This window comes from Azospirillum oryzae, from assembly GCF_900177515.1.
Taxonomy (GTDB): Bacteria; Pseudomonadota; Alphaproteobacteria; order Azospirillales; family Azospirillaceae; genus Azospirillum; species Azospirillum oryzae_A.
Map to the genome: position 1 here is coordinate 64264 of NZ_FXAK01000010.1, position 26996 is coordinate 91259.

The 26996-nt window shown below is 69.0% G+C and carries 23 protein-coding genes; 13 read left to right on the forward strand and 10 right to left on the reverse strand.

The window, feature by feature from the left end; translation table 11 throughout:
* Nucleotides 1-56 precede the first annotated feature (56 nt).
* The 5 genes from B9N97_RS32130 to B9N97_RS32150 all read right to left on the reverse strand — a co-directional run bounded on the left by B9N97_RS32130 (nt 57) and on the right by B9N97_RS32150 (nt 4791).
* Nucleotides 57-770 carry an ABC transporter ATP-binding protein gene (locus tag B9N97_RS32130; protein WP_085091905.1) on the reverse strand — a complete coding sequence of 238 codons (714 nt, stop codon included), beginning with the start codon at nt 768-770 and terminating at the stop codon, nt 57-59.
* Nucleotides 760-1515, reverse strand: a complete 756-nt coding sequence (locus B9N97_RS32135; RefSeq protein ID WP_085091906.1) for an ABC transporter ATP-binding protein — start codon at nt 1513-1515, stop codon at nt 760-762. The genes B9N97_RS32130 and B9N97_RS32135 overlap by 11 nt, the downstream gene beginning before the upstream one ends.
* On the reverse strand, nt 1512-2561 hold the full coding sequence (locus B9N97_RS32140) for a branched-chain amino acid ABC transporter permease (protein ID WP_143266967.1): 1050 nt from the start codon (nt 2559-2561) through the stop codon (nt 1512-1514). The genes B9N97_RS32135 and B9N97_RS32140 overlap by 4 nt, the downstream gene beginning before the upstream one ends.
* The gene (locus B9N97_RS32145) at nt 2558-3427 is read right to left on the reverse strand and encodes a branched-chain amino acid ABC transporter permease (RefSeq protein WP_085091907.1); all 870 of its coding nucleotides are present in this window, start codon (nt 3425-3427) and stop codon (nt 2558-2560) included. Before B9N97_RS32145 ends, B9N97_RS32140 begins: the two co-directional genes overlap by 4 nt.
* 179 nt (nt 3428-3606) lie before the next feature.
* Complete coding sequence (locus tag B9N97_RS32150) at nt 3607-4791, reverse strand: ABC transporter substrate-binding protein (protein WP_143266968.1); 1185 nt, start codon at nt 4789-4791, stop codon at nt 3607-3609.
* Nucleotides 4792-5132: 341 nt separating this feature from the next.
* Here B9N97_RS32150 and B9N97_RS32155 point away from each other — a divergent pair, with 341 nt between their 5' ends.
* The 8 genes from B9N97_RS32155 to pcaG all read left to right on the forward strand — a co-directional run bounded on the left by B9N97_RS32155 (nt 5133) and on the right by pcaG (nt 12041).
* Nucleotides 5133-6005 (forward strand): CoA transferase subunit A, encoded by an 873-nt coding sequence (locus B9N97_RS32155; protein ID WP_085091908.1) that lies wholly within the window; start codon nt 5133-5135, stop codon nt 6003-6005.
* Nucleotides 6005-6811, forward strand: coding sequence for a CoA-transferase subunit beta (locus B9N97_RS32160; protein ID WP_143266969.1), 807 nt, complete (start codon nt 6005-6007; stop codon nt 6809-6811). Before B9N97_RS32155 ends, B9N97_RS32160 begins: the two co-directional genes overlap by 1 nt.
* A gap of 4 nt (nt 6812-6815) precedes the next feature.
* Nucleotides 6816-8015 (forward strand): 3-oxoadipyl-CoA thiolase, encoded by a 1200-nt coding sequence (pcaF, locus tag B9N97_RS32165; protein ID WP_085091909.1) that lies wholly within the window; start codon nt 6816-6818, stop codon nt 8013-8015.
* Nucleotides 8016-8164: 149 nt separating this feature from the next.
* Nucleotides 8165-8962 (forward strand): 3-oxoadipate enol-lactonase, encoded by a 798-nt coding sequence (pcaD, locus tag B9N97_RS32170; protein WP_085091910.1) that lies wholly within the window; start codon nt 8165-8167, stop codon nt 8960-8962.
* Nucleotides 8962-9360 carry a 4-carboxymuconolactone decarboxylase gene (gene pcaC / locus B9N97_RS32175; protein WP_085091911.1) on the forward strand — a complete coding sequence of 133 codons (399 nt, stop codon included), beginning with the start codon at nt 8962-8964 and terminating at the stop codon, nt 9358-9360. The genes pcaD and pcaC overlap by 1 nt, the downstream gene beginning before the upstream one ends.
* Nucleotides 9357-10730 (forward strand): 3-carboxy-cis,cis-muconate cycloisomerase, encoded by a 1374-nt coding sequence (locus B9N97_RS32180; RefSeq protein ID WP_085091912.1) that lies wholly within the window; start codon nt 9357-9359, stop codon nt 10728-10730. Before pcaC ends, B9N97_RS32180 begins: the two co-directional genes overlap by 4 nt.
* Nucleotides 10731-10755: 25 nt before the next feature.
* Nucleotides 10756-11478 carry a protocatechuate 3,4-dioxygenase subunit beta gene (gene pcaH, locus B9N97_RS32185; RefSeq protein ID WP_085091913.1) on the forward strand — a complete coding sequence of 241 codons (723 nt, stop codon included), beginning with the start codon at nt 10756-10758 and terminating at the stop codon, nt 11476-11478.
* Nucleotides 11479-11483: 5 nt separating this feature from the next.
* Nucleotides 11484-12041 (forward strand): protocatechuate 3,4-dioxygenase subunit alpha, encoded by a 558-nt coding sequence (pcaG, locus tag B9N97_RS32190; protein WP_085091914.1) that lies wholly within the window; start codon nt 11484-11486, stop codon nt 12039-12041.
* Nucleotides 12042-12188: 147 nt separating this feature from the next.
* Here pcaG and B9N97_RS32195 read toward each other — a convergent pair whose 3' ends face one another.
* The 5 genes from B9N97_RS32195 to B9N97_RS32215 form a co-directional block, all read right to left on the reverse strand.
* Entirely contained in the window at nt 12189-14273 is a 2085-nt protein-coding gene (locus B9N97_RS32195; protein ID WP_085091915.1) for a methyl-accepting chemotaxis protein, read from the reverse strand.
* Between the two features lie 317 nt (nt 14274-14590).
* Nucleotides 14591-15610 carry a TRAP transporter substrate-binding protein gene (locus tag B9N97_RS32200; RefSeq protein ID WP_085091916.1) on the reverse strand — a complete coding sequence of 340 codons (1020 nt, stop codon included), beginning with the start codon at nt 15608-15610 and terminating at the stop codon, nt 14591-14593.
* A 54-nt stretch (nt 15611-15664) separates the two neighbouring features.
* Nucleotides 15665-16942: a TRAP transporter large permease gene (locus tag B9N97_RS32205; protein WP_085091917.1), complete on the reverse strand. Its 1278-nt coding sequence runs from the start codon at nt 16940-16942 to the stop codon at nt 15665-15667.
* A 39-nt stretch (nt 16943-16981) separates the two neighbouring features.
* Nucleotides 16982-17602 (reverse strand): TRAP transporter small permease, encoded by a 621-nt coding sequence (locus B9N97_RS32210; RefSeq protein WP_244561043.1) that lies wholly within the window; start codon nt 17600-17602, stop codon nt 16982-16984.
* Entirely contained in the window at nt 17599-18204 is a 606-nt protein-coding gene (locus B9N97_RS32215) for a gluconokinase (protein ID WP_085091918.1), read from the reverse strand. The genes B9N97_RS32210 and B9N97_RS32215 overlap by 4 nt, the downstream gene beginning before the upstream one ends.
* Nucleotides 18205-18572: 368 nt before the next feature.
* Here B9N97_RS32215 and B9N97_RS32220 point away from each other — a divergent pair, with 368 nt between their 5' ends.
* The 5 genes from B9N97_RS32220 to rbbA all read left to right on the forward strand — a co-directional run bounded on the left by B9N97_RS32220 (nt 18573) and on the right by rbbA (nt 26994).
* Nucleotides 18573-19637 (forward strand): HTH-type transcriptional regulator GntR, encoded by a 1065-nt coding sequence (locus tag B9N97_RS32220; RefSeq protein WP_244561044.1) that lies wholly within the window; start codon nt 18573-18575, stop codon nt 19635-19637.
* Nucleotides 19638-19778: 141 nt separating this feature from the next.
* Complete coding sequence (locus B9N97_RS32225) at nt 19779-21269, forward strand: thymidine phosphorylase family protein (RefSeq protein ID WP_085091919.1); 1491 nt, start codon at nt 19779-19781, stop codon at nt 21267-21269.
* Between the two features lie 24 nt (nt 21270-21293).
* Nucleotides 21294-22913: an MBL fold metallo-hydrolase gene (locus B9N97_RS32230; RefSeq protein ID WP_085091920.1), complete on the forward strand. Its 1620-nt coding sequence runs from the start codon at nt 21294-21296 to the stop codon at nt 22911-22913.
* Nucleotides 22910-24163 carry an HlyD family secretion protein gene (locus tag B9N97_RS32235; protein WP_244561045.1) on the forward strand — a complete coding sequence of 418 codons (1254 nt, stop codon included), beginning with the start codon at nt 22910-22912 and terminating at the stop codon, nt 24161-24163. The genes B9N97_RS32230 and B9N97_RS32235 overlap by 4 nt, the downstream gene beginning before the upstream one ends.
* Nucleotides 24160-26994, forward strand: a complete 2835-nt coding sequence (gene rbbA, locus B9N97_RS32240) for a ribosome-associated ATPase/putative transporter RbbA (RefSeq protein WP_085091921.1) — start codon at nt 24160-24162, stop codon at nt 26992-26994. The genes B9N97_RS32235 and rbbA overlap by 4 nt, the downstream gene beginning before the upstream one ends.
* Nucleotides 26995-26996 lie beyond the last annotated feature (2 nt).

Sequence of the window (26996 nt, forward strand, 5' to 3'; positions counted from 1 at the left end):
CGCACCATCCCCCAAGATCCCCTCTCCCCGGGGGGGGGACGGGGATATCACCTCCCCTACGCCGCCAGCGCCACGCCCAGATGGCGTTCCAGCAGCGCCGGATCGGCCTTCGCCTGCGCCGCCGGCCCGGCATGCACCACCCGGCCGCGGTCGAGGAAGACCACGCGGTCGGCGAACTCCAGCGCGCGGTCGACCTGCTGCTCCACCAGCAGAATGGTCATGTCGAGTCTCGACAGCGCCGCCATCAGCGTGTCGCAGATCACCGGCGCCAGCCCCTCCAGCGGTTCGTCCAGCAGCAGCACCGTCGGCTTGCCCAGCAGGGCGCGGGCGACCGACAGCATCTGCTGCTCACCGCCCGACAGTTCGCCGCCGCCGTTGCGCCGCCGCTCGCCCAGCCGGGGGAACAGCTCGTATGCCTCCTCAAGCGCCGAGCGCGGCCGCCCCTTCAGCCCGGTGACGAGGTTCTCCTCCACCGTCAGCGATTTGAAGATGTCGCGCGTCTGCGGCACGTAGCCGAGCCCCGCCGCCGCCCGCGCCGAACTGCTCATGCCCGCCAGTTCCACCCCGTCCAGCCGGATGCCGCCGCCATGGCGGGTGGTCTGGCCGACCAGCGTCGCCAGCGTCGTCGTCTTCCCCACCCCGTTGCGGCCGAGCAGCGCCAGCCGCCCGCCCGCCGGCACAGCCAGCGACACGCCGTCGAGGATCAGCGTCTTGCCATAGCCGGCGCGCAGATCCGTCACCTCGAAGGCTCCACGCGGTTCAGTGTGCATCGGCGCGGCTCCCCAGATAGACCTCGCGCACGCGCGGGTCGGCGACGATCTCCTTGGCGGTGCCGCTGCACAGCAGCCGCCCCTGCGCCAGCACGACGATGGTCCTGGCGAAACGGAAGACGAGGTCCATGTCGTGCTCGATCATCAGCACCGCCAGATCCTTGGGCAGCCGGTCGATGGCGTCGAGGATGCGCTGGCTTTCCGAATGGGGCACGCCGGCCGCCGGCTCGTCCAGGATCAGCACCTTCGGCTTCATGGCGAGCGCCAGCGCGATCTCCAGCAGCCGCTGCTGCCCGTAGGCCAGCGAGCCCACCGCCGTATGCGCCACCGGCGTCAGCCCCATGCTGTCGAGCAGCCCCGCCACCTCGTCGGCCAGCCCGGCGACCTTCGCGACATTGGCGAACAGCCGGAAGGTGCGGCGGTCGCGCTGCAGCACGGCCAGTTCCAGATGCTCGCGCACCGTCATCGACTTGAACAGCCGCGCCACCTGGAAGCTGCGGATCAGCCCCAGCCGCACCCGCTCCGCCGCCGACAGCGTCGTCACGTCGCGGCCGTCCAGCCGGATGGTACCGGCGCTGGGCGGGATCACCCCGGTGACGAGGTTGACGAAGGTCGTCTTGCCCGCCCCGTTCGGCCCGATCAGGGCGCAGCGGTCGCCGGCATTCAGCATCATGGAAATGTCGGACGACACCTGCAGCCCGCCGAAATTCTTGGACAGCCCCTCGACTTCCAACAGCGCCGTCATGCCCGGTCCTCACCATTGTTTTGCGATGGGCCCCGCAGCAGCCCGCCGAGCCGCTCCACGCCCGAGGCGATGCCGCCGGGCAGGAACAGGACGATGCCGATCAGGAACAGGCCGATGAAGCCCATCCAGTGGAAGGGGTCGCTGGCGGCCAGGATATGGTGGATGCCCATGAAGGCCGCCGTGCCGATCACCGCGCCATAGAGCCGCCCGGTGCCGCCCAGCACCAGCATCACCAGCGCCTCCGCCGACCAGGGGAAGCCGGCGCTGTCCAGCCCGACGATGCCGCTGGTCACGGCGGTCAGGGCCCCCGCCATCCCGGCGAACACCCCGGCCACGCCATACAGAACCACCAGATAGGATTTCGGCGAGCCGCCGATGGCGGAGATCCGCAGCGGATCCTCACTGACCCCGCGGCAGGCCAGCCCGAAGGGCGAGCGCACGATCCGCCGCGCCACCAGCAGCCCGACCACCAGCACCGCCAGCGCGAACAGGTAGGAGGTCCGGCCATACATGTCGAAGCGGAACATCCCCAGCACCGGCGCCGGGTCGATGCCCGACAAACCGTCGCTGCCGCCGGTCCAGTCGCGCGCCTTGTTGGCGACCTCCTGCACGATCTGCCCGACCGCGATGGTCAGCATCAGCAGGGTCAGCCCGCGCGCATGCAGGATCAGGGCACCGGTCGTCAGCGCGATCAGCCCGCCGGCCAGCCCGCCGGCCGCCAGCATGATGAAGGGATCGTTGTTCCAGTTGACCGCGACGATGCCGGCGGCATAGGCGCCGGTGCCAAACATCGCCGCCTGCCCCAGCGTGGCGATCCCGCCATAGCCGAGCACGAGATCGAGCGACAGCACGAACAGGGCCGAGGCGGCGATGCGGGTCAGCAGCGCCAGATCGTCCGGCAGCAGCCAGAAGGCGGCCAGCCCGACCGCCGCGACCAGAGGAATGCCGATCCAGCCGAGATCGCGGCGGGCCGCCAGCGGGGTGCGCCCGGTCATCCGGCCCGCCTTGCCGTCGCCCTTGCCGTCTCGCTCGGCGACGCTCGTCATGCCGTCCTCCCTTTGAAGAAGCCGTGGGGCCAGCGGAACAGGATCAGGATCAGCGCGGCGTAGAAGAAGAACTCGCCGAAGCTCGGGATCAGGTATTTGCCGGCGGTGTCGACGATGCCCAGCGCCAGCGCCGCCGCCGCCGATCCGAAGATGCTGCCGGCCCCGCCGACCGCCACCACCGCCAGGAACAGCACGATGTAGCGGATGGCGTAATAGGGCTCCAGCGGCAGCAGCTCCGCCCCCAGCACGCCCCCCAGCGCCGCCAGCCCGGTGCCGAGCGCGAAGGTCGCCAGATAGAGCCGTTCGGTCCGGATGCCCAACGCCGCCGCCATGGCGGGATCATCCACCGCCGCGCGCAGCCGGATGCCGAAATCGGTGCGCTCCAGCAGCCACCACAGCCCCAGCAGCGTCGCCGCCCCGGCGGCGATCACGAAGGCGCGGTGGGCCGGGATCGCCTTCGGCCCCAGCTCCACCGTGCCGGTCAGCAGCTCCGGCAGCGGGATGCGCTTCAGCGTCGGGCCGAACAGGTAATTGATGCCGGCGACGATGACGAAGGTCAGCCCGATGGTCAGCAGCACCTGCGCCAGCTCGTTGGCCGAGCCGTAGATGCGGCGGTACAGCAGCCGTTCCAGCGGCAGCGTCGCCAGCACCGTCAGCGCCACCGCCGCCACCAGCGCCGCCGCATAGGGCAGCCCGGCCTCCTGCGCCGCATAGGACGCGACATAGCCGCCGACCATGGCGAAGGCGCCATGCGCCAGATTGACCACCCGCATCAGCCCCAGCGTCACCGACAGCCCGACGGAGATGATGAAGAGGATCATGCCGTAGGCGACCCCGTCGACGGCGATCCCGAACATGGTTTCCATGATGTCTCTCCACCTGCCCTCTCCCGCCCCGGGAGAGGGAGGGGACCCATGGCAAAGCCATGGGGAGGGTGAGGGGTGGGCCAAGGATCCCGAACCGCATGGCTCCGTGCCTCACCCCTCACCCTTCCCGCTTCGCGGGCCCCTTCCCTCTCCCGGGACGGGAGAGGGACAACCTCCCCTCACTTCGCCAACTTGTACCCATAGTCCGGCTGCTTCGGGAACGCCTGCTTCTCGACATTCTCCAATTTGCCGTCGACCTTCTCGACGGTGCGCAGATAGATCGTCTGGGTGACGTGGCGGCTGTCCGGGTCGATGGTCAGGGACCCTCGCGGGCTTTCCCAGCTCATGCCCTTCACCGACTCCACGGCCTTGGCGCCGTCGATCTTGCCGCCGCCGTTCTTGATCATCTGATAGATGACGTGAACGCCGTCATAGGCGCCGACCGAGGTGAAGGTGACGCTGTCGACCGAGCCGAACATCTCCTTGTGCTTGGCGACGAAGGCCTTGTTCATCGCCGAATCATGGGCGCGGCTGTAGTTGAAGGTGGTGGTGATGCCCATCGCCGCGTCGCCCAGCGCCGGCAGGTCCGGTTCCTGGGTCAGGTCGCCGGGGCCGAAGAACTTGATGCCCGCCGCCCGCAGCCCGGTGTCGTTGAAGGCCTTGGCGAAGGCCAGCGTCGCCGGGCCGGCCGGCAGGAAGGCATAGACGGCTTCGGCGCCCGAATCCTTGATGCGCTGCATGAAGGGGGCGAAGTCGGTGGACTTCAGCGGCATGCGGATGGTGTCCACCACCGTGCCGCCATGCTTCTCGAAAGTGGTCTTGAAGGCGGCCTCGCCGTCGATGCCGGGTCCATAGTCGCTGACCGCCGACACCGCCTTCTTGATGCCCTGCTTGGCCATGTATTCGGCCAGCGGCACCGTGTTCTGCCACAGGGTGAAGGAGGTGCGGACATAGCGCGGCGACTTCTCCGTGATGGCGGAGGTGGCTGCGTTGAAGATCACGCAGGGGATGTTCGCCTCGTCGATCAGCGGGGCGACCGCCAGCGCGTCCGGCGTGAAGAAATAGCCGGCGAGGAAGGACACCTTCTCCTTGACGATCAGTTCCTGCGACAGCGCCTTGGATTGGGACGGGTTCGGCTGGTCGAGGTCCTTGTAGATGAACTCCACGGTGTCGTTGCCGACGGTCTTGCCATGTTCGGCCTGATAGACCTCGATGGCTTCCTTGAAGCTCTTGCCGACCACGCCGAACGGGCCGGAGAAGGGCGCCACGACGCCGACCTTGATGGTGGCGGCACCGGCCGGACCGGCCGCCAGCGCCAGACCGAACGCCGCACCCAGCAGCGCGTTGCGCAGAGTCCTCGTCATTGTCCCTCCCACATGTGACCATATGCCGGCGCCGGAACTCTTTTGTCCCGGTCATTGACTGTTGCAACAACCGTACTGAGGGACGGCCGAACCGTCAAGTGCGATATTTGATATAATGTTCTATAATCGCACAAAGCCGGCCTTCCGACTAATACCCTGACACTGCTTCTGTTTTTAACATCGCCTGAGACTTTCCACCGCACATTGCTCATGTTGCGCCGCAATATGGGCGTTTATCGCCCTATTTCTGCCGTTTTCGACCTTGACAGCGAACCGCCGCTCTCGTCACTCTGTGCGTAAAGGCGAATGTTCGTGCGATTTTCGCACACTCGGGAGGTCATATGGCGAAGATCACGCCCCTGCGCGAGGCGGTGGCGAGCCTTGTGCGCGACGGCGACACGGTCGCCCTGGAAGGATTCACCCACCTGATTCCCCATGCCGCCGGGCACGAGATCATCCGGCAGGGCCGGCGCGGCCTGACGCTGGTGCGGATGACGCCGGACCTGATCTATGACCAGATGATCGGCATGGGCTGCGCCGCGAAGCTGATCTTCTCCTGGGGCGGCAATCCCGGCGTCGGCTCCCTCCACCGTTTCCGCGACGCGGTCGAACAGGGCTGGCCGCAACCGCTCGCCATCGAGGAGCACAGCCACGCCGGCATGGCCAACGCCTATGTCGCCGGCGCCTCCAACCTGCCCTTCGCGCTGCTGCGCGGCTACACCGGCTCCGACCTGCCGAAGGTCAACCCGAACATCCGCTTCGTCGAGTGCCCCTTCACGGGTGAGAAGCTGGCCGCCATCCCCTCCGTCCGCCCCGACGTGACGGTGATCCACGCCCAGAAGGCCGACCGCCGCGGCAACGTCCTGCTCTGGGGCATCCTCGGCGTCCAGAAGGAGGCGGTTCTCGCCGCCAAGCGCTCCATCGTCACGGTGGAGGAAATCGTCGATGACCTGGAGGCGCCGCCGAACGCCTGCGTGCTGCCGGCCTGGGCGCTCTCCGCCGTCTGCCCCGTCCCCGGCGGCGCCTATCCGTCCTACGCGCAGGGCTATTCGGAGCGCGACAACCGCTTCTACAAGGCCTGGGACCCCATCGCCCGCTCGCGCGAGACCTTCCAGGCCTGGATGCGGCGCCATGTGCTGGACACCGACGATTTCGCCGACTTCCGCCGCGTGCTGGCCGAAAGCATGCCCCAAAGCATGACGGAGGTTGCGTGATGAGCACGGCAACGATGGACTTCACCGCGACCGAGATCATGACGGTGGCGGCCAGCCGGCTGCTGAAGGACGGCACCGTCTGCTTCGTCGGCATCGGTCTGCCCTCCACCGCCGCCAACCTCGCCCGGCTGACCCATGCGCCCGACGTGGTGCTGATCTATGAATCCGGCCCGATCGGCGCCAAGCCGACGGTTCTGCCGCTGTCGATCGGCGACGGCGACCTCGCGCTGACCGCCGACACCGTGGTCGGCACGCCGGAGATCTTCCGCTACTGGCTGCAGGGCGGGCGGATCGACGTCGGTTTCCTCGGCGCGGCGCAGGTCGACCGCTTCGCCAACATCAACACCACCGTCATCGGCCCCTATGACGCGCCCAAGGTGCGACTGCCCGGTGCCGGCGGCGCGCCGGAGATCGCCTCCCAGGCCAAGGAGGTCTTCATCGTCCTGAAGCACAGCCCGAAGGCCTTCGTCGCCAAGCTGCCTTTCGTCACCTCGGCCGGTTATCTCGACGGCGGGGACGCGCGGACCAGGGCCGGCATTCCCGGCGCCGGGCCGACCGCGGTCATCACCGACCTCGGCATCCTCACCCCCGACCCGGTGAGCAAGGAACTGACCCTGACCGGCATCCATCCCGGCGTGACGGTGGAGCAGGTGAAGGCCGCCACCGGCTGGGACCTGAAGATCTCGCCCGACCTGAAGACCACCGAAGTCCCGGACGCCGAAACCCTGACGGCGCTCCGCGACCTCCAAGCCCGCACTGCTGCAGCCCATGGCACCGCCCAGGGGCAAGCCGGCGGAGAAGGATAAAGCAATGCGTGACGCCTATATCTGCGACGCCATCCGCACCCCCATCGGCCGCTATGCCGGAGCCCTGTCGTCGGTGCGCACCGACGATCTCGGCGCCGTGCCGATCCGCGCCCTGATGCAGCGCAACCCGTCGGTCGACTGGGCCGCGGTGGACGACGTCATCTATGGCTGCGCCAACCAGGCCGGCGAGGACAACCGCAACGTCGCCCGCATGGCGGCCCTGCTGGCGGGATTGCCCGACGCGGTGCCGGGCACGACGATGAACCGGCTCTGCGGCTCCGGTCTCGACGCGCTCGCCACCGCCGCCCGCGCCGTCAAGGCGGGAGAGGCCGAGTTGATGATCGCCGGCGGGGTGGAGAGCATGAGCCGCGCCCCCTTCGTCATGGGCAAGGCCGACACGCCCTTCTCCCGGCAGGCCGAGATCTTCGACACCACCATCGGCTGGCGCTTCGTCAACCCGGCGATGAAGGCGGCCTATGGCACCGATTCGATGCCGGAGACGGCGGAGAACGTCGCCGACGACTGGAAGATCGCCCGCGCCGACCAGGACGCCTTCGCGCTGCGCAGCCAGGAGCGCGCCGCCCGCGCCATCGCCGACGGCAGCATGGCCCGCGAGATCGCCCCCGTCACCATCAGAACCCGCAAGGGCGAGACGGTGGTGACCACCGACGAGCACCCCCGCGCCACGACCATCGAGGCACTGTCGGCCCTGAAGCCGATCGTCCGCCCCGGCGGCACGGTGACCGCCGGCAACGCCTCCGGCGTCAACGACGGCGCCGCCGCCCTGCTGATCGCATCGGAAGCGGCGGTGAAGCGTTTCGGCCTGACCCCGCGCGCCCGCATCCTCGGCGGCGCCACCGCCGGCGTCCCGCCGCGCGTCATGGGCATCGGCCCGGTCCCCGCCACCCGCAAGCTGCTGGAGCGTCTCGGCCGGACCATCGCCGACATCGACCTGATCGAGCTGAACGAGGCCTTCGCCGCCCAGGGCCTTGCCGTGCTGCGGGAGCTTGGCCTGCCCGACGACGCCGCGCATGTGAACCCGCAAGGCGGCGCCATCGCGCTCGGCCATCCGCTGGGGGCGAGCGGCGCCCGTCTGGCGACCACCGCGCTCTACCAGCTCGAACAGTCCGGCGGCCGGACGGCGCTCTGCACAATGTGCATCGGCGTCGGCCAGGGCATCGCGGTGATGATCGAGCGGGTGTAGCCGTAAAAGTTAGACCCCCACCTATCCTCCCCCACTGGGTGGGGGAGGGACTGCCGCCCCCTCCCGAACAAGCGCTTGTCCCCTCCCCCGCCCAGCGGGGGAGGGTTAGGGTGGGGGTCTAGCTTTCCAAGAGGCGAGTAGGACCACCCATGCCCTTCATCGAAGCCGCCGGCATCACCCAGCACTACGACCTGACCGGCCCGGCCGATGCGCCGGTGCTGCTGTTCGCCAACTCCATTGGCACCAGCTTCCACATCTGGGACGCCGTCGTCCCGCACCTGTCGCAGCGCTACCGCATCCTGCGCTACGACATGCGCGGCCACGGGCTGACCCAGGTGACGCCGGTCACCGACGATGCCGGCTACAGCATGGACATCCTCGCCGACGACGCCGCCGGCCTGCTCGACGCGCTCGGCATCGCCCGCGCCCATGTCTGCGGCCTGTCGATCGGCGGCATGATGGCGCAGCGCCTCGCCGTCAAGGCGCCCGGCCGAATCCACGGCCTGATCCTGTGCGACACCGCCGGAGTCATCGGCCCGGCCTCGGTCTGGACCGACCGCATCGCCGCCATCCGTGCCCGCGGCATGACCGCGATCGCCGACGGCGTCATGGCCCGCTGGTTCACCCAAGCCTTCCGCGACGGCCGCCCCGACCAGATCCGCGGCTACACCGCCATGGTCGCCCGCATCCCGGAGGACGGCTATGTCGGCTGCGCCATGGCGATCCGCGACGCCGACCTCAGCGCCGCCAACGCCGCCATCACCGCCCCCACCCTGGTGATCTGCGGCGAGCATGACGTCGCCACCCCGCCCGACGCCGCCCGCGCGCTGGCCGCCGGCATCCCCGGCGCGCGGTTCGAACTGCTGCCCGGCGCCGCCCACATCCCCGGCGTCGAGAAGCCGGCGGAACTGGCCGCCCTGATCGACGGCTTCCTGAGGGACCTATAATGGACGATGAGGACCTCTACGACCGCGGCATGGCCGTGCGCCGCTCCGTCCTCGGCGATGCCCATGTCGACCGCTCGCTGGAGCGCGCCACCGACTTCGACGCCGATTTCCAGGAGTTCATCACCAAGACCGCCTGGGGCCAGATCTGGACCCGGCCGGGCCTGGACATCCGGACGCGCAGCATGCTGACCATCGGCATGCTGGCGGCGTTGGGCAAGGACGGCGAGCTGAAGCTGCACATCCGCGCCACCCGCAACACCGGCGTCACCCGCGACGAGGTGAAGGAAATCCTGATGCAGGCCGCCGTCTATGCCGGCGTCCCTGCCGGAAACCACGCCATCGCGCTGGCCCGCGCCGTCTATGCCGAGATGGACGAAGAGGACGCGAAAAAGGGATGACCGCCACACGCCACGCCGACCCGCTGCTCGACCCGCTCTTCACCACCGACGCAGCGGCCGACGCCTTCTCCCCCGCGGCGCGGCTGCAGGGCATGCTGGAGTTCGAGGCGGCGCTGGCAAGGGCGGAGGCTGCAGTCGGCGTCATCCCCGCCCGCGCCGTCCCCGCCATCGAGGCGGCGTGCAGGGCCGACCTCTACGACCTGACCGCGCTGGGGGCGGAGGCGGCGCTGGCCGGCAACACCGCGATCCCGATGGTCAAGCACCTGACCCGTACCGTGAAGGCCACCGACGAGGAGGCGTCGCGCTACGTCCATTGGGGCGCCACCAGCCAGGACGCGATGGACAGCGGCCTGATGCTGCAGTTGCGCCGCTTCCTCGACGGCCTCGACACCGATCTCGCAGCACTGGCCGACGGCTTGGCCGACCTCGCCGACCGCCACCGCTCCACGCCGATGGTCGCCCGCACCTGGCTGCAGCACGCCCTGCCGACGACCTTCGGCCTGAAGGCCGCCGGCTGGCTCGACGCGCTGGGCCGCGACCGCCAGCGCCTCGCCGCCGCCCGCGACCGCCTTGCCCTGCAGTTCGGCGGCGCCGCCGGCACGCTGGCGGCACTCGGCGACGCAGGCCCGGCGGTGGCGGAGGCCCTGGCGCGCGACCTCGACCTTCCGCTGCCCGCCCTGCCCTGGCACGGCAGCCGCGATCGCATCGCCGAACTCGCCTCGGCCCTCGGCATCCTCGCCGGCACGCTGGGCACTCTCGGCCGCGACATCTCGCTGATGATGCAGATGGAGGTCGCCGAAGCGTTCGAGCCCGCCGCCCCCGGCCGTGGCGGCTCCTCCACCATGCCGCACAAGCGCAACCCGGTGTCCTGCGCCGTCCTGCTCTCCACCGCCATCCGCGCCCCCGCCCTGGTCGGCGGTCTGCTGGCGGCACAGGTGCAGGAGCATGAACGCGGCCTCGGCGGCTGGCATGCCGAGTGGCAGGCCCTGCCCGATCTCTGCCGCCTCCTCGCCGGCGCCGCCCGCCATGCCCGCGAGACCGTTGCCGGCCTGACCGTCGATGCGGAGCGCATGCGCGCCAACCTCGACCTGACCCGCGGCCTGATCCTGGCCGAAGCCGTCACCATGGCGCTGGGCGACCGCATGGGCCGCATGGCCGCCCATTCCCGCGTGGCCGAGGCCAGCCGCCGCGCATCCTCCTCCGCCCGTCCCCTGCGCGACGTGCTGGGCGAGGACGCCGAGGTGGCGCAGGCGCTGGGTTCGGACGCCCTCGACCTCCTGTTCGACCCGCTGAACTACACCGGCTCCGCCTCCCACTTCATCGATCGCGTGCTCACAGACCACAAGCAGACACAAGGCCGGCAAAGCTGACCGCTCCCAAGGAGGGACACCCAGGATGGACACAGCCGTTCACGAGGCGGAGGGCGACTTCACCCCCCGCGATTGGGCGCAGCACCCGCCCTACCTGTCGCCGCTCTACAAATCGACGGTGCTGCGCTCGCCGTCCAAGCCGCTGATCCCGATGAAGCAGTGCCTGTCGGTGCGCAGCGGCCCGGTGTTCGGCCATGACAGCGTCGATCCGCTCGACAGCGACCTGACGAAGAACGGCCGCGTCAACGGCGAGCCGGTTGGCGAGCGCATGATCGTCACCGGCCGCGTGCTGGACGAGAGCGGCCGTCCGGTGCCGCACACGCTGCTGGAGATCTGGCAGGCCAACGCCTGCGGCCGCTACGTCCACCGCTGGGACCAGCATGACGCGCCGCTCGACCCCAACTTCTTCGGGGCCGGCCGCTGCATCACCGACGCCGAAGGCCGCTACCGTTTCACCACCATCAAGCCCGGCGCCTATCCCTGGGGCAACCACCACAATGCGTGGCGTCCGGCGCACATCCATTTCTCGCTGTTCGGGCCGTCCTTCCTGACCCGGCTGGTCACCCAGATGTATTTCCCCGGCGACCCGCTGCTGCCGCTCGACCCCATCTACAACGGGGTGCCGGAGGGGGCGCGCGAGCTGCTGGTCTCCCGCTTCTCCATCGACGTGACCGAACCGCTGTGGGCGCTCGGCTATGAATTCGACATCGTCCTGCGCGGACGCCAGGCCACGCCGATGGAGGGCTGATCCTGATGAGCCAGATGCTGAAACAGACCCCGTCCCAGACTGTCGGCCCCTATTTCGCCTATGCCTGGACCCCGGAACTCTACGGCCGCCGCCCGCTGGCGACCAACCGGCTGGCCACCCGCGACACCCCGGGCGAGCACATCCGCATCGAAGGCGTCGTCTATGACGGCGAGGGCGCCCCGATCCGCGACTGCGTCGTGGAAATCTGGCAGGCCGGCGCCGACGGCCGCCACGCCCCCGGTGCGGCCGGCTTCGGCCGCTGCGGCACCGACGACGCCGGCCATTACTTCTTCGACACGGTGAAGCCGGGCGTCTGCGACCCCGGCCACGCCCCGCACATCGCGGTGACGGTGTTCGCCCGCGGCATGCTGAGCCACCTCTTCACCCGCCTGCATTTCTCCGACGAAACGGCGGCGAACGCCGCGGACCCGGTGCTGACCACCGTCCCCGCCGACCGCCGCGACACCCTGATCGCCCGGCGCGCCGAAGTTCCGGGAGGCGTGGTCTACCGCTTCGACATCCGCCTGCAGGGCGAGGGGGAGACGGTGTTCTTCGATTGTTGAGGGTGGGGGGCGTCGGCTGACGATGCCCCCTCCCTAACCCTCCCCCACCTTCGGTGGGAGAGGGGACTGCCGCCGCTCTCCCGCAAAGCTCCTGCCCCTCTCTCCCGCGTTAGCGGGGGAGGGATGGGGAGGGAGCAATTGGAGCCCTCACCCCTCGCGGATCGTCGCCACGAAGCGCTGCACCTCGGTCCGCAGCTGCGCCGACTGGTGCGACAGCGTGTCGGCGGCGGCGCGGGCCTGGGAGGCCATGCTGCCGGTCTCGCTGGCGGCGCGGGTGACGCCCTCGATGTTGGTCGACACCTCGCGGGTGCCGGCGGCGGCCTGCTGGACGTTGCGGCTGATCTCGCGGGTCGCCGCCCCCTGCTCCTCCGCGGCGGCGGCGACGGCGGTGACCGTCTCGCTGATGCCCAGGATGGTGCGGCCGATGGCCTGGATGGCGCCGACGGCGCTGCCGCTGACCGACTGGATCTCGGCGATCTGGGCGGCGATCTCCTCCGTCGCCTTGGCGGTCTGGCTGGCGAGGTTCTTCACCTCCTGCGCCACGACGGCGAAGCCCTTGCCGGCCTCCCCCGCGCGCGCCGCCTCGATGGTGGCGTTCAGCGCCAGCAGGTTGGTCTGGCCGGCGATGGACTGGATCAGGTTCACCACGTCGCCGATCTTCTGCGCCGCCTCGGCCAAGCCGGCGACGGTGCCGTTGGTCTTCTCGACCTCGCCCACCGCGTCGTTCGCCATGCGCGACGAGGCGGCGATGCGCTGGTTGATCTCCTCGATGGAATGGGCCAGCTCCTCCGCCGCGGCGGCCACCGTCTGCACGTTGCTGCTGGCGACGTCGGCGGCGCTGGCGACGGCGGCGGCCTGGGCGTTGGTCTGCTCGGCGATGGCCGACAGCCCTTCCGAATCGGTGCGGATCGCCTCGGCCTGCTGGGCCACATTGGCGACCACGCCGCCGACCGTGCCCTCGAACCGGTCGGCCATGCGGGCCAGCTCCTGCCTGCGCCGCTCGGCGGCCAGCGCCTCGTCCCGGCGGCGCTGCTCCTCCATCTCGGCGACGCGGCCGGCATTCTCCTTGAACAGCTGCAGCGCCTTGTTGATCGCCCCGATCTCGTCGGAGCGGTCGCGGTCGCGCACCTCCACGTCCTGCCGGCCGGCGGTCAGCGCCTCCACCGTCGCGATGATCCGGCGCAGCGGCGTGCCGACGACGATCCTGCTCGCCAGCCACAGTGCCAGCACCAGCCCGGAGGCCAGCAGCACCGCGCCGACGGCGATGAAGGTCCGCAATTCCTGCTTCGGGATTTCGATCCGGTTGATCGGCAGATTGACCAGGATCGACCAGGGCGTTCCCGTGCCGTCGATGACCACCGGCTTGAACAGCTGCTTCACCTCGGTCTTCAGGCTGGCCGACACCGAAAAATGGGCGAAGGGCTTGCCCTCGCGGATGGCGGGGAGCGCCTCCTTCAGCCGCTGGTTGGTCTCCACGATCGGCTTGCCCAGGTGGTCGGGATTGCTGTAGGCCGCCCATGCGCCGCCATTGGAAATCAGGAAGACCGAGCCCGTTTCGAACGGCTTAGCGGATTTCAGTTCGTTCCAGATTTGGTCGTTGGCAATGTCCACGCCGGCAACGCCGATGACTTTGCCGTCTTCCATGATGGGAACGACAAGCGACACCATCAGGACATTTTTACCGGCAACAAGATATGAATAGGGTTCAACGATGACTTCACGCTTCGTGCGCTTGGCTTCGTTATAGTAAAAGCCGTCAGGGCCGGAACTTTCATAATGGGACAACGGCTGATAATTGATCTTGTCGCCGACCCTGTTCCAATACGGAATGAAACGTCCGGTGGAGTCGCCGGTGGGGGCGTTTACGAAGTCCTTGTCCCTGCCATCGAGGGCGTTCGGCTCCATACCCACCCAGACACCCAGCAGTTTGGGATCAGCAACCAGCAGGCTCTTCAGCCACTCGCTCAACTTGTCGCGGTCGACAATTCCCTGGCGCTTCAGGGCGAGCAGGGTGGTGCTTATGTTGCGGCTGATGTTCATCGCCTCGTTCAGCCGCCGTTCGACGGTGGCGGCATGATACTTGCCCAACTCCTCTCCGGCTTGAAAGGACAGCGCGTCGGTATCCGCCCCGCTCTTGGCGGAAATCACCACTGTCCCCAAACTCAATCCGACCAAGAGAACAAAGCCGATCGCAAGCACCAGCTTGGTCACCAAAGGCAGCTTCTTGAACATGAGCCTTCCCCGCGACACGTTCGAATGACGATATATCAGTCCAGTCCACAGTTTAGCGATTTACCGTTAAATTCGAGTAAATAGTCTGGAAACCTTGGTGCGACAAAATTGCGTCTTTGCGAACCGTTCCTAAAAACTCCCCCGCAGGTCGTCCGCTTCATGTCTTCCACTATATTTTCAATGGCGATATCCCCGGATAGCCCCTTCTTTCGTTTATTTATTTCTCGCCGACATTCTAAATGTTGCGCAAACAGGAAAGGGGCGGACCGGTCGTCCCGGTCCGCCCCTTTCGCACCGTCACGATGCGTCGCCCGCGATTACTTCCGGGCGGCGGTGATGGCGGCCTGCAGGTCCTTCAGCACCTCGGCACCGCCGTCGGCGGCGTACTTGTCGAAGGCGGGCTTGACCATCTCGCGCATGCGGTCCAGCTCGGCCGGGCTCAGCTCGTTGATCTGCATGCCCTTCTCCTTCAGGTAGGCCACGCTCTGGGCCGAGGCCTCGCGGCTGTCCTTGCGCTCGAAATCGCGCGAGGCGACGGCGGCCTCGTTCAGGATCTTCTTCTCGTCGGCCGACAGAGCGTCGTACCAGCGCTTGCTGGCCAGCACGATCCACGGGCTGTAGACGTGGCGGGAAATGGTCAGATACTTCTGCACTTCATAGAACTTGGACGACTGGATGGTCGTGACCGGGTTCTCCTGGCCGTCGACCGTGCCGGTCTCCAGCGCGGTGAACAGTTCGGAGAAGGCCAGCGGCACCGCGTTGGCGCCGAAGCGGTTGAACATGTCGATATAGACCGGGTTCTGCATCACGCGCAGCTTGATGCCGCCCATGTCCTCGACCTTGGTGATCGGGCGCTTGCTGTTGGTCAGGTTGCGGAAGCCGTTCTCCCAATAGACCAGACCGACCAGCCCCTTGTCGTTCAGCGCCTTCAGCAGCTTCTCGCCGAACGGGCCGTCCAGGACGGCGTCGGCTTCCTTTTCGTTGTTGAACAGGAAGGGCAGGTCATAGACGCCGAAATCCTTCACGATGCCGACCAGCGTCGCGGTGGAGCCGACCATCATCTCCTGCGCGCCGCCGATCAGGGCGTTCTGCATCTGGATGTCGCTGCCCAGGCTGGCGTCGCCGAAGCCCTTCATCTTGAACTTGCCGCCGCTGCGCTTGGACAGCTCCTCGGCGAAATACTTCACCGCCCGGCCCTGGTTGCTGTTCTCCGACAGGCCGTAGCCGAAGCGGATGATGCGGGTCTTCACGTCCTGGGCGGCAGCGGAGGTCGCGACGGCGACCGGGGCGAGCAGCGCGGCGGCGATGCCGGTGGCGAGCAGCAGTTTGCGGAACATGGTGTCGAACTCCCTTAACGTCTGGTGTTTCGTTCTGATTGGTCTTGGTAGGCGTCAGTGGAACAGGTGCAGCGGCATGGTGATGATCTCCGGCACGGCGATCAGCAGCCCGAGCAGCACGATGTAGGTCAACAGGAAGGGCCAGATGCCCTTGGTGGCGCTCTCCAGCGAGATGCGGGCGACGCCGCACACCACGTTCAGCACCGTGCAGACCGGCGGATGGATCAGGCCCAGCGTGCCGATCAGGACGAACATCACGCCGAAATAAGCGGGGTCGATGCCGGCCTTGATCGCAAGCGGGGTCAGGACGGGGCCCAGCACCAGGATGGTCGGCGTCAGGTCCATCACCGTGCCGACGGCCAGCAGCAGGAAGGCGATGGCCAGCATCAGCAGCTTCGGATGGTCCATCAGCGGTGCCAGCAGCTCCGTCATCTGCTGCGGCAGGTCGGCCAGCGTCACCATGTAGGACGACACCAGCGCGGCGGCGCAGAGGAACATGACGGTGCTGGTGGTGCGCGCCGCCTGGACCAGCAGCGGCACCAGCTGCGGCAGCGTGACCTGACGGTAGACGAACAGCGCCACGAACAGCGAATAGACGGCGGCGACCACCGCGGCCTCCGTGGGCGTGAAGATGCCGCCGCGCAGGCCGCCGATGATGATGACCGGCAGGGCCAGCGCCCAGACGCCGTCGCCCAGCGCCTTCAGCCGCTCGCGACCGCTCGCCTTCGGCTGCAGCTTCACCGTCATGTCGCGGACGACGAACATCCAGGCGCAAACCAGACCGATGCCCATCAGCAGGCCGGGCACGATGCCGGCCATGAACAGCGCGCTGATCGAGGTGTTGGTGGTCACGCCGAAGATGATGAAGGGCATGCTGGGCGGGATGATCGGGGCGATGATGCCGCCCGACGCGATCAGGCCTGCGGAGCGCGGCACCGGATAGCCGTGGTCGCGCATCATCGGGATCAGCAGGGTCGCCAGCGCGGCGGTGTCGGCGATGGCCGAGCCGGACAGGCTGGCCAGCATCACCGAGGCGCCGATGGTGACGTATCCCAGGCCGCCCTTGATATGGCCGACCAGGCTGACCGCCAGGTTGATGATGCGCTGGGAGATGCCGCCGGCGTTCATCAGCTCGCCGGCCAGGATGAAGAAGGGCACCGCCATCAGCGGATAGTTGTCGGCGCCGCTCAGCATGTTCTGGGCGACCAGCTGGGCGTCGAAGAAGTCGAGGTGGACCATCAGCGCGACGCCGGTCAGCATCAGCGCGAAGGCGATGGGCATGCCGAGCAGCATGAAGCCGAACAGCGAGCCCAGGAAAATGGTGAGCGTCATGGCGGCGTCTCCGTCCGCAGGAAATCTATTGGTCTGGGCTCAATGCTTGGCGACGGCCGCACCGGAGGCGGCACCGTGGCCGGCCGGATGGCCGGCGCCATGTTGTCCGGCGGCCGGTGCCGGCGGGGCAACGGCGGGCCCGTGCGATTCCGGATGGTCCAGCATGGTGTCGGGATCGCCGGGGAGGCGGGCGCCCGGCTGGTTGGTGACGATCCGCACCAGGTTCGCCAGCACGATCAGCGCCATGGCGATGGCCGGGAAGAAGCCCGCCGCCGCATAGAAGGCCATGGGGAAGCGCAGGACGGTGGAGAAGGTCTCCATCCCGATCAGCAGCTGGATCCAGCTTCCCTGCACGAACAGCCACAGGGCGTACAGCATCATCAGGTGCGCGATCACCGCGCAGACCCGCCGCACCTTGACCGGCAGGCGGCTCTGCACGATCTCCAGCCCCAGATGCCGCTGGTGCCGCAGCGCCACCGTGGCGCCCAGGAACACCAGCCAGACGAACATCAGCCGCGCGATCTCCTCAGCCGCGACGATGCCGCTGTTGAAGACATAGCGCAGGACGACGTTGCCGAAGACGAGACCGACCATGACCGCCAGCATCAGCGCCATGATCCATTCGGTGACCCGCTCCAGCAGATCAGCAACGCGCTTCATGCGTTCCTCCCAAAACAATCGCCGCCGGTCAGGCGGGCATGCGCATCGGCGACGATGGCCTCGGCCGGCAACGTCACCTCGTAGGACAGCACCGCTTCGTCGGCCGCCGGCATCTCCAGGTCGGCGAACTGGCTGTCGACCAGCGCCATCGGCATGAAATGGGCGGTCCGCGCGCCCATGCGCGAGGCAATCAGCGCCTTGTCGCCGTGCAGGTGCAGAAAAACCACCCGTTTGCAATCGCCACGCAGCCGGTCGCGATAGCGCCGCTTCAGCGCCGAACAGGCGACGACCAGCCCCCTGCCCTCGCGGTCGGCCTCGGCGATGAAGCCGGCCAGCGTGCCCAACCAGCCGTCGCGGTCGGCGTCGGTCAGCGGGATGCCGGCCGACATCTTCTCGATGTTGGCGGGCGGGTGGTGCGCGTCGCCTTCGATGAACTCATGGCCCAGCGCAGCGGCAAGGCTCTGGCCGACGCTGGACTTGCCGCAGCCGGCCACGCCCATCACCACGACGATCTGCGGACCGGCACCGGCCGGTTTGCCGGACGGCGGTTCGGTTTGAATGGCGGTCTTGCCGGGGGACGGCGCGATGGAGGGACCGTTCATGAGCCTTTTCCCGAATACCGGTGCGGGACGGCATCCGCGACGGCAAGTCGCGGCGGACCACGCACTGACAAAGTTATGTTAGCGCTATCATCCGCGGGTCACTGAGAGGTCCACGACCAGGCAGGCCGGACTGCACGGATGACGCCGAGACGAGGTGCTGGTACTGTTAGCGCTAACCTTGACGCGCGTAAAGAGTTTTGTTTGAGTTGCGGACAAACTGATCGGGGATGGCCGCGGGTTGCAGGCTCAGGCTCTGCATGGCATGCGGCTGTTGCTGAGCATGATACACATCGGCGACTGGCGAGCCTGCGCGACCTTCCGTCGCGCCGGCCGGAATCGGACCGCCGGAATTGAAAGGACGAAGCCCTGTGACGACCCGTGGCGGTGATCGGCCAGCAACCCCGGCGGTCAAGACGCGCAAGCCGCGCTCCTCGCGCACCGGCCGCGCCACCATGGCGGACGTGGCGGAGCGGGTGGGCATCAGCGCCATCACCGTGTCGCGTGCCTTCAAGCGGCCGGAGCTGGTGGCGCCGGAGCTTCGCCAGCGCATCCTCGACACCGCGCAGTCGATGGGCTACGTGCCGAACCAGGCCGCCAGCGCGCTCGCCTCGGCGCGGTCGATGACGGTGGCGGTGCTGATCCCGTCGATGACCAACATGGTCTTCGTCGAGACGCTGGCCGGCATCCACGACATGCTGCTGCCGCGCGGCTACCGCGCCCTGATCGGCGTCACCCACTATTCGCCGGAGGAGGAGGAGCGGCTGATCCGCACCTACCTGCAGTTCCAGCCCGACGGCATCCTGCTGACCGGCACCGACCATACGGCGGTCACCCGCACCTACCTGTCGGCGCTCTCCAGCCCGACCGTCCACATGATGGAGCTGCTGGACGACCCCGACAGCCTCAGCGTCGGCTGTTCGCAGGAGGAGGGCGGCCGGCTGATGACCACCCACCTGCTGGAGCGCGGCTATCGCCGCATCGGCTTCGTCGCCGTGCAGCTCGACCCCCGCACGCTGGCCCGCCTCGACGGCTACCGCCACGCGCTGGAGGAGGCCGGGCTGTATGACGAGAAGCGCGTCTGGCGCCTGCCCGACCCGTCCTCCATCCATCTCGGCGCCGCGATGATCGACCGGCTGATGGCGGAGAACAGCGACTGCGACGCCGTCTTCTTCTGCAACGACGATCTGGCGCAGGGCGCCCTGTTCCAGTGCCAGCGCCGCGGCATCCGCGTGCCCGACCAGCTCGCCGTCGCCGGCTTCAACGACCTGCCGGCCTCGGCCTGGACCACCCCGACCCTGACCACCGTCGCCACGCCGCGCTACGCCATCGGCCGCCACGCCGCCGCCATGCTGCTCGACCTGATGGACGGCAAGGAACCGCCGCAGAGGCGCCTCGACCTCGGCCTGACCTTCATCGCGCGGGAGAGCACGTGAGAGAAGGGGGCATTCGCCCCCCCAAACCACAGCCCTTCCGCCCCGCCAATGATCCGGATCAACTGCGGCGCGTAAGGCCCGGCATGGCTGACGCGCAGGCTCGGCGTCGCTAAGCCGCGGGGCCGGGCGTAGACTGTGCGTATGCTGACGCTTCGACATCTGGCGATCGACACCGTCCGGGAGAACGTCGCCTTCCTCAACCGCCGCTGCACCCGCTACCATGTCGAGGATTTCCTCGGGCTGGGCCGGGTGGAGGTGCGGAACGACGGCCGCTCCCTGCTGGCGGTTCTGAACATCGTCGACGATCCCGCCATCGTCGCCCCCGACGAAATCGGCCTGTCCGACCCCGCCTTCGCGCAGCTCGGCCTTGCCGAGGGCTCCGCCGTCCATCTCGTCCCGCCGACCCCGCCGGAAAGCTTCGAGCTGGTGCGCGCCAAGGTCGGCGGCGCCGCCCTGACCGACGAGCAGCTGGCCGCCGTCATCCGCGACGTCACCGACCAGCGTTATTCCAAGATCGAGATCGCCGCCTTCCTGATCGCCTGCGCCAGCTTCATGACGACGGCGGAGGTGCTGGGCCTGACCCGCGCCATGATCGCCGCCGGCACGCGTCTGCACTGGGAGGGTCTCGGCACCATCGCCGACAAGCACTGCATCGGCGGCATCCCCGGCAACCGCACCTCGATGATCGTGGTGCCGATCGTCGCCGCCCATGGCCTGCCGATCCCGAAGACCTCGTCGCGCGCCATCACGTCCCCCGCCGGCACCGCCGACACCATGGAGGTGCTGGCGAATGTCGACGTGCCGATGGAGCGCATGCAGGCCCTGGTGCGCGAGGCCAAGGGCTGTCTGGTCTGGGGCGGCCATGTCCGGCTGTCGCCGGCCGACGACATCCTGATCTCGGTCGAACGGCCGCTCGCCATCGACACCCGCGAACAGCTGGTCGCCTCGATCCTGTCGAAGAAGGTGGCGGCCGGCTCCACCCATCTGCTGATCGACATCCCCGTCGGCCCCAGCGCCAAGATCCGCAGCGCCGGCGAAGCGGTGCGCCTGCGCAAGCTGTTCGAGCATGTCGGCGACCGGCTCGGCCTGACGCTGGAGGTGGCGGTCACCGACGGCTCCCAGCCGGTCGGGCGCGGCATCGGCCCGGTGCTGGAGGCGCGCGACGTGATGGCGGTGCTGCGCAACGACCCCGCCGGCCCCGCCGACCTGAAGGAGCGCGCCCTGCTGCTGGCCGGCCGCATCCTGGAATTCGACCCCGCCGTCCGTGGCGGCAGCGGCAACCGCCGGGCGCGCGACCTGCTGGAGTCCGGCGCCGCACTCGCCGCCATGGAACGCATCATCGCCATGCAGGGTCCGCCGCCCGCCGTCGCGACGCTGGGATCCCTGGTTGCCGAGGTCGCCTCTCCCGCCGACGGAGTGGTATCGTCGCTCGACTGCTACCGCCTCGCCCGCATCGCGCGGCTGGCCGGCGCGCCCACCGACAAGGGCGCCGGCATCGACCTGCTGCGCAAGGTTGGCGAGCGCGTGCGCCGGGGCGAACCGCTCTACCGCATCCACGCCAGCACCAACGCCGACTTCACCTTCGCCCAGGCCCATGCCGCGGATGACAATGGGGTGCGGGTGGTGGGGTGAACTGACAAGCCAAGGAGCCGATCCATGTCCCTGTCGCTGACCTTCCATGGTGCCGCCGGCACGGTGACCGGCTCCTGCTTCCGCCTGTCGACGCCGAACGGCGACGTGCTGATCGACTGCGGCATGTTCCAGGGCACCAAGACGATCCGGGAACTGAACTACCGCCCCTTCCCCTTCGATCCGTCCTCGATCGCCGCGGTGCTGCTGACCCACGCCCACATCGACCATTCCGGCCTGCTGCCGAAGCTGACCCGTCTCGGCTTCCGTGGCCGCATCTACGCCACCGGCGGCACGGTGGACCTGCTGGAATACATGCTGCCCGACAGCGGCTACATCCAGGAGGGCGAGGTCGAGCGGCTGAACCGCCGCAACCGCCAGCGCGGCCGTCCGCCGGTCCAGGCGATCTACACCCAAGACGACGCCATCCGCAGCCTGCGCCGGCTCCGCCGCGTCGAATACGACCGCTGGATCGAGATCCTGCCCGGCCTGCGCGCCCGCTTCTGGCAGGCCGGCCATATCCTGGGCTCCGCCTCCATCGAGATCGAAGCACTCGACGGCTTCGGGGGTGGCGCCTCCGACCCCACCCGCATCCTGTTCTCCGGCGACCTCGGCCCCGGCGGCAAGAGCTTCCACGCCGATGCCGAGGGGCCGGAGCGGCCGGACTGGATGGTGCTGGAGACCACCTACGGCGACCGCGACCGCACCGACCTGGACGAGGCCGGCCGGCAGGCGGTGCTGCGCGCCGAAGTGTCAAGCGCGCTGGCGGGCGGGGGTGTCCTGCTGATCCCGGTCTTCGCGGTGGAGCGCACGCAGGAACTGCTCTACGACCTCGACTGCCTGTTCGACGGCGGCCAGCTGCCGGCGGTGGACGTCTTCCTCGACTCGCCCCTCGCCGATGCGGTGACCGGCGTCTTCCGCCGCCATCTCGACGATCTGGAGACCGACGGCGATCCCTTCACCCGCGCCAACTTCCACCATGTCCGCGGCGTGCCCGACAGCCAGCGCCTGAACAGCATCGCCGGCGGCGCCATCATCATGGCGGCCAGCGGCATGTGCGACGCCGGCCGCATCCGCCACCATCTGAAGAACCGCCTGTGGCGCCCGCAGGACACCGTTCTTCTGGTCGGCTACCAAGCCCCCGGCACGCTGGGCCGCCTGCTGCAGGCGGGCACCCCCCGCGTCCGCATCCATGGCGAGGAAATCGCGGTGAAGGCGAAGGTCCGCTCCATCGACGTCTATTCCGGCCATGCCGACCGTTCGACGCTGCTGGACTGGGTGGAGGCCCGCCACGGCGTCGGCCACGGCCTGTTCCTGGTCCATGGCGAGGAGCCCGCCCGCGCCTCCATCCGCCAGGCCCTGCTCGACAAGGGCTGGTCGGCGGAGCGCATCGCCCAGCCGGCACTGGACGACCGCGTCGACCTCGCCGCCCCGCGCCCGCTGGTGCCGGCCGACCGTCATCCCCGCCTCGCCCCCGCCGACCTCGCCGCCGGTCTCGACTGGCACAACCATTATGCCGAAGCTCTGCTGGCGCTCCGCCGCACGCTGGACGCCGCCCCCGACGACGCAACGCGCGAACGGATCCTGGCCGGCGTCATGGGCGCGCTGCACATTGACGACAAGGCAGGCAAGGGAGCGCAGCCATGACCCTCAAGCGCATCCTCATCGCCCTGGCACTGCTGGCGCTGCTCGGCGCCGGGGCCGCCTATGGCTGGCGGGCGATGCAGGGCAACCGGCTGCCTGCCGGCTTCGCCTCCGGCAATGGCCGGATCGAGGCGAACGAGATCGACGTCGCCACCAAATACGCCGCCCGCGTCCTGACCATCCCGGTCGAGGAAGGCGATCTGGTGGAGGCCGGCGCCGTCATCGCCACGCTCGACACCCGCGACCTCGAAGCGCAGCTCCGCTCCGCCGAGGCCCAGCTGCGCCAGTCCCGCCGCGCCCGCGACGAAGCCGTCGCCCTGGTCGCCCAGCGCGCCAGCGAGGCCGATTTCGCCGCCAAGGAGATGGAGCGGGCGCTGGTCCTGTTCGGCAAGGGCCATGTTTCCGAACAGCGCGTCGATCAGGCCCGCAACAGCCGCCGCACCGCCGACGCCGCGCTCGACGCGGCCAAGAGCCACCTCGCCAGCGCCGACGAGGCGATCACCGCCGCCGCCGGCGACGTCGACCGCCTGACCACCCTGGTCGCCGACGGCGTGCTGAAGGCGCCGCGCAAGTCCCGCGTCCTCTACCGCCTCGCCGAACCCGGCGAGGTGCTGGCGGCCGGCGGCAAGGCGGCGACGCTGCTCGACCTGTCGAACGTCTACATGACCTTCTTCCTGCCGACCGACACGGCGGGAAACCTTGCGCTCGGCGCCGACGCCCGCATCCTGCTGGACGCCGTCCCCGACACCGCGATCCCCGCCGCCGTCACCTTCGTCGCCCCGCGCGCCCAGTTCACGCCCAAGCAGGTGGAGACCAAGTCGGAACGCGACCGCATGATGTTCCGCGTCAAGGCCCGCGTCCCCGAAGCGCTGGTGACCCGCTACATCGAGCGGGTGAAGACCGGCCTGACCGGCATGGCCTATGTGAAGCTGGACGACACCGCGGTCTGGCCGGACTGGCTGGAATCGAAACTGACGCGGGAAGCTTCCTCTCCCCCCCAGAATCCTCCCTCTCCCCCCCGGGGAGAGGGTCGGGGTAAGGGGGACGCGCCGCGTGATTTCGCCGAAATGGCTCCCTCTCCCGCCCCGGGAGAGGGAAGGGGCCCATGGCATCGCCATGGGAAGGGTGAGGGGTTGGGCATGAAGCCATGCGCTTCGGGGCCATGCGGTTCGGGATTCTTGGCTCACCCCTCACCCTCCCCGCCTTCGGCGGGTCCCCTCCCTCTCCCGGGGCGGGAGAGGGCATCATCATGACTCCCGCCCCAGCCGTCTCGCTGTCCGGCGTGCGGCACCGCTATGGCGGGACGGTGGCGCTGGAGGACGCCTCGCTCGACATCCCCGCCGGGGCAAGCGTCGCCGTCATCGGCCCGGACGGCGTCGGCAAATCGACCCTGCTCGGCCTGATCTCCACCGCCAAGAAGATCCAGCAGGGCAGCGTCCGCGTCCTCGGCACCGACGTCGCCGACCGCCGTGGCCGCGCCGCCCTCCAGCCGCGCATCGCCTACATGCCGCAGGGTCTTGGCCGCAACCTCTACGCCGACCTCAGCGTCGCCGAAAACCTCCAGTTCTTCGGCCGCCTCTTCGGCCTCGACGCCGACGAGCGCCGGCGCCGCATCGCCGACCTGCTGGAGTCCACCGGCCTCGCCCCCTTCCCCGACCGCCCGGCCGGCAAGCTGTCCGGCGGCATGAAGCAGAAGCTCGGCCTCTGCTGCGCCCTGCTGCACGACCCCGACCTGCTGATCCTCGACGAGCCGACGACCGGCGTCGATCCACTCTCCCGCCGCCAGTTCTGGGAGCTGATCGGCCGCATCCGCGCCGGCCGCGCCGGCATGACGGTGCTGGTCGCCACCTCCTACATGGACGAGGCGGAGCGGTTCGACAGCGTGGTGATGATGAATGCCGGCCGCCTGCTCGCCCACGACACCCCCGCCGCGCTGAAGGCCCGGACCGGCGCCGCCGACCTTGAGGAGGCCTTCGTCGCGCTGCTGCCGGAGGATGCCAGACGCGGCCACCAGCGCCTGACCGTCCCGCCCCGCCCGCCCGAGCCCATCGGCGCCGAACCGGCCATCGAGGCCATCGGCCTGACCCGCCGCTTCGGCGACTTCACCGCGGTGTCGGACATCAGCTTCCGCATCGGCCGCGGTGAGATCTTCGGCTTCCTCGGCTCCAACGGCTGCGGCAAGACCACCACCATGAAGATGCTGACCGGCCTGCTGCCAGCCAGCGCCGGTGAGGCGCGGCTGTTCGGCAAGCCGGTGGACGCCGGCGATCTGGAGAGCCGCCGCCGCGTCGGCTACATGGCGCAGGCCTTCTCGCTCTATGGCGAGCTGACGGTGCGCCAGAACCTCGACCTGCACGCCCGGCTGTTCGAGCTTCCCGACGCCGAAACCCGTCTGGCGACGCTGGTGGAGCGCTTCGGCCTGTCCCCCTATATCGACGCGGTGGCCGACCGCCTGCCGCTGGGCGTGCGGCAGCGGCTGTCGCTGGCCGTCGCCATCCTGCACGGGCCGGAGTTGCTGATCCTCGACGAGCCGACCTCCGGCGTCGACCCGGTGGCGCGCGACCAGTTCTGGCGCGACCTGATCGCCTTGTCGCGCGACCAGGGGGTGACGATCTTCGTCTCCACCCATTTCATGAACGAAGCGGCGCGCTGCGACCGGGTGGCCTTCATGAACGCCGGCCGCGTCATCGCCGCCGGGCCCCCGGACGAGTTGCGCCGCCAGCAGCAGGCCGACAGCCTGGACGACGCCTTCATCGGGTTTATGGAACAGGCGGAGGAATCCGACCAAAATCGCCCTCTCCCGCCCCGGGAGAGGGAGGGGACCCACGCCGTAGGCGTGGGGAGGGTGAGGGGTGATCCAAGCAACCCGAACCGCATGGTTCCTTGCACTACCCCTCACCCTTCCCATGGCGATGCCATGGGCCCCTTCCCTCTCCCGGGGCGGGAGAGGGAGTCCTCCCCCCTCTCCCGCCGCCGCCTGCTCGCCTACGCATGGCGCGAAACGCTCGAACTCCGCCGCGACCCTGTCCGCCTGACCGTCGCCCTGCTCGGCACCGTGCTGCTCATGCTGGTCTTCGGCTTCGGCATCACCATGGACGTCGAGAACCTGACCTTCGCCGTGCTCGACCACGACCGCACGCCGGAAAGCCGCGCCTACATCGAGCAGTTCGACGGCTCGCGCAGCTTCCGCGCCACCCCGCCGGCCGTCGACGCCCGCGACCTCGCGCTCCGCCTGCAACGGGGAGAAGCCTCCCTGACCATCGAGATCCCCGAAGGCTTCGGCCGCGACCTCCGCCGTGGCCGCATCCCGGAGGTGGCGGTGCGCATCGACGGCGCCATGCCTTTCCGGGCGGAGACCATCCAGGGCTACGTCACCGGCCTGCACCAGCGCTTCATCCAGGATTCGGCCACCGCCTCCGGCGTCACCCTGCCCGCCTCCCCCGCCAATCTTGAGATGCGTTACCGGTACAACCAGGCCTTCCGCAGCCTCGACGCCATGGTGCCCAGCACCATCGGCCTGCTGCTGGTCTTCATCCCCGCCATCCTCGCCGCCCTCGGCGTGGTGCGCGAAAAGGAACTGGGTTCCATCACCAACCTCTACGTCACCCCGGTGACGCGGCTGGAGTTCCTGTTGGGCAAGCAGTTGCCCTATGTCGGTCTGGCCGCCTTCAACCTGCTGCTGATGGTCGTCATGGCCGTCACCCTGTTCGGCGTGCCGGTGAAGGGCAGCCTGTTCGGGCTGCTGCTGGGCGGCCTGGTTTATGTGGTGGCGACCACGGCGCTGGGGCTGCTGATCTCCGTCTTCACCGCGACCCAGACGGCGGCGGTGTTCGGCACCGCCATCGTCACCATGCTGCCGGCCACCCAATTCTCCGGCATGCTGCAACCGGTCTCCACGCTGGAAGGCGGGGCGTGGCTGTTCGGCACGCTGTTCCCCACCACCCATTTCCTGAAGATCTCCGTCGGCGCCTTCACCAAGGGCCTCGCCTTCCCTGAGCTTCTCCCCTTCATCCTGGCGACCGCCGCCTTCGTGCCCGTCTTCCTGGCGCTGGGCGTCGCCTTCCTGCCGAAACAGGAGCGCTGAGC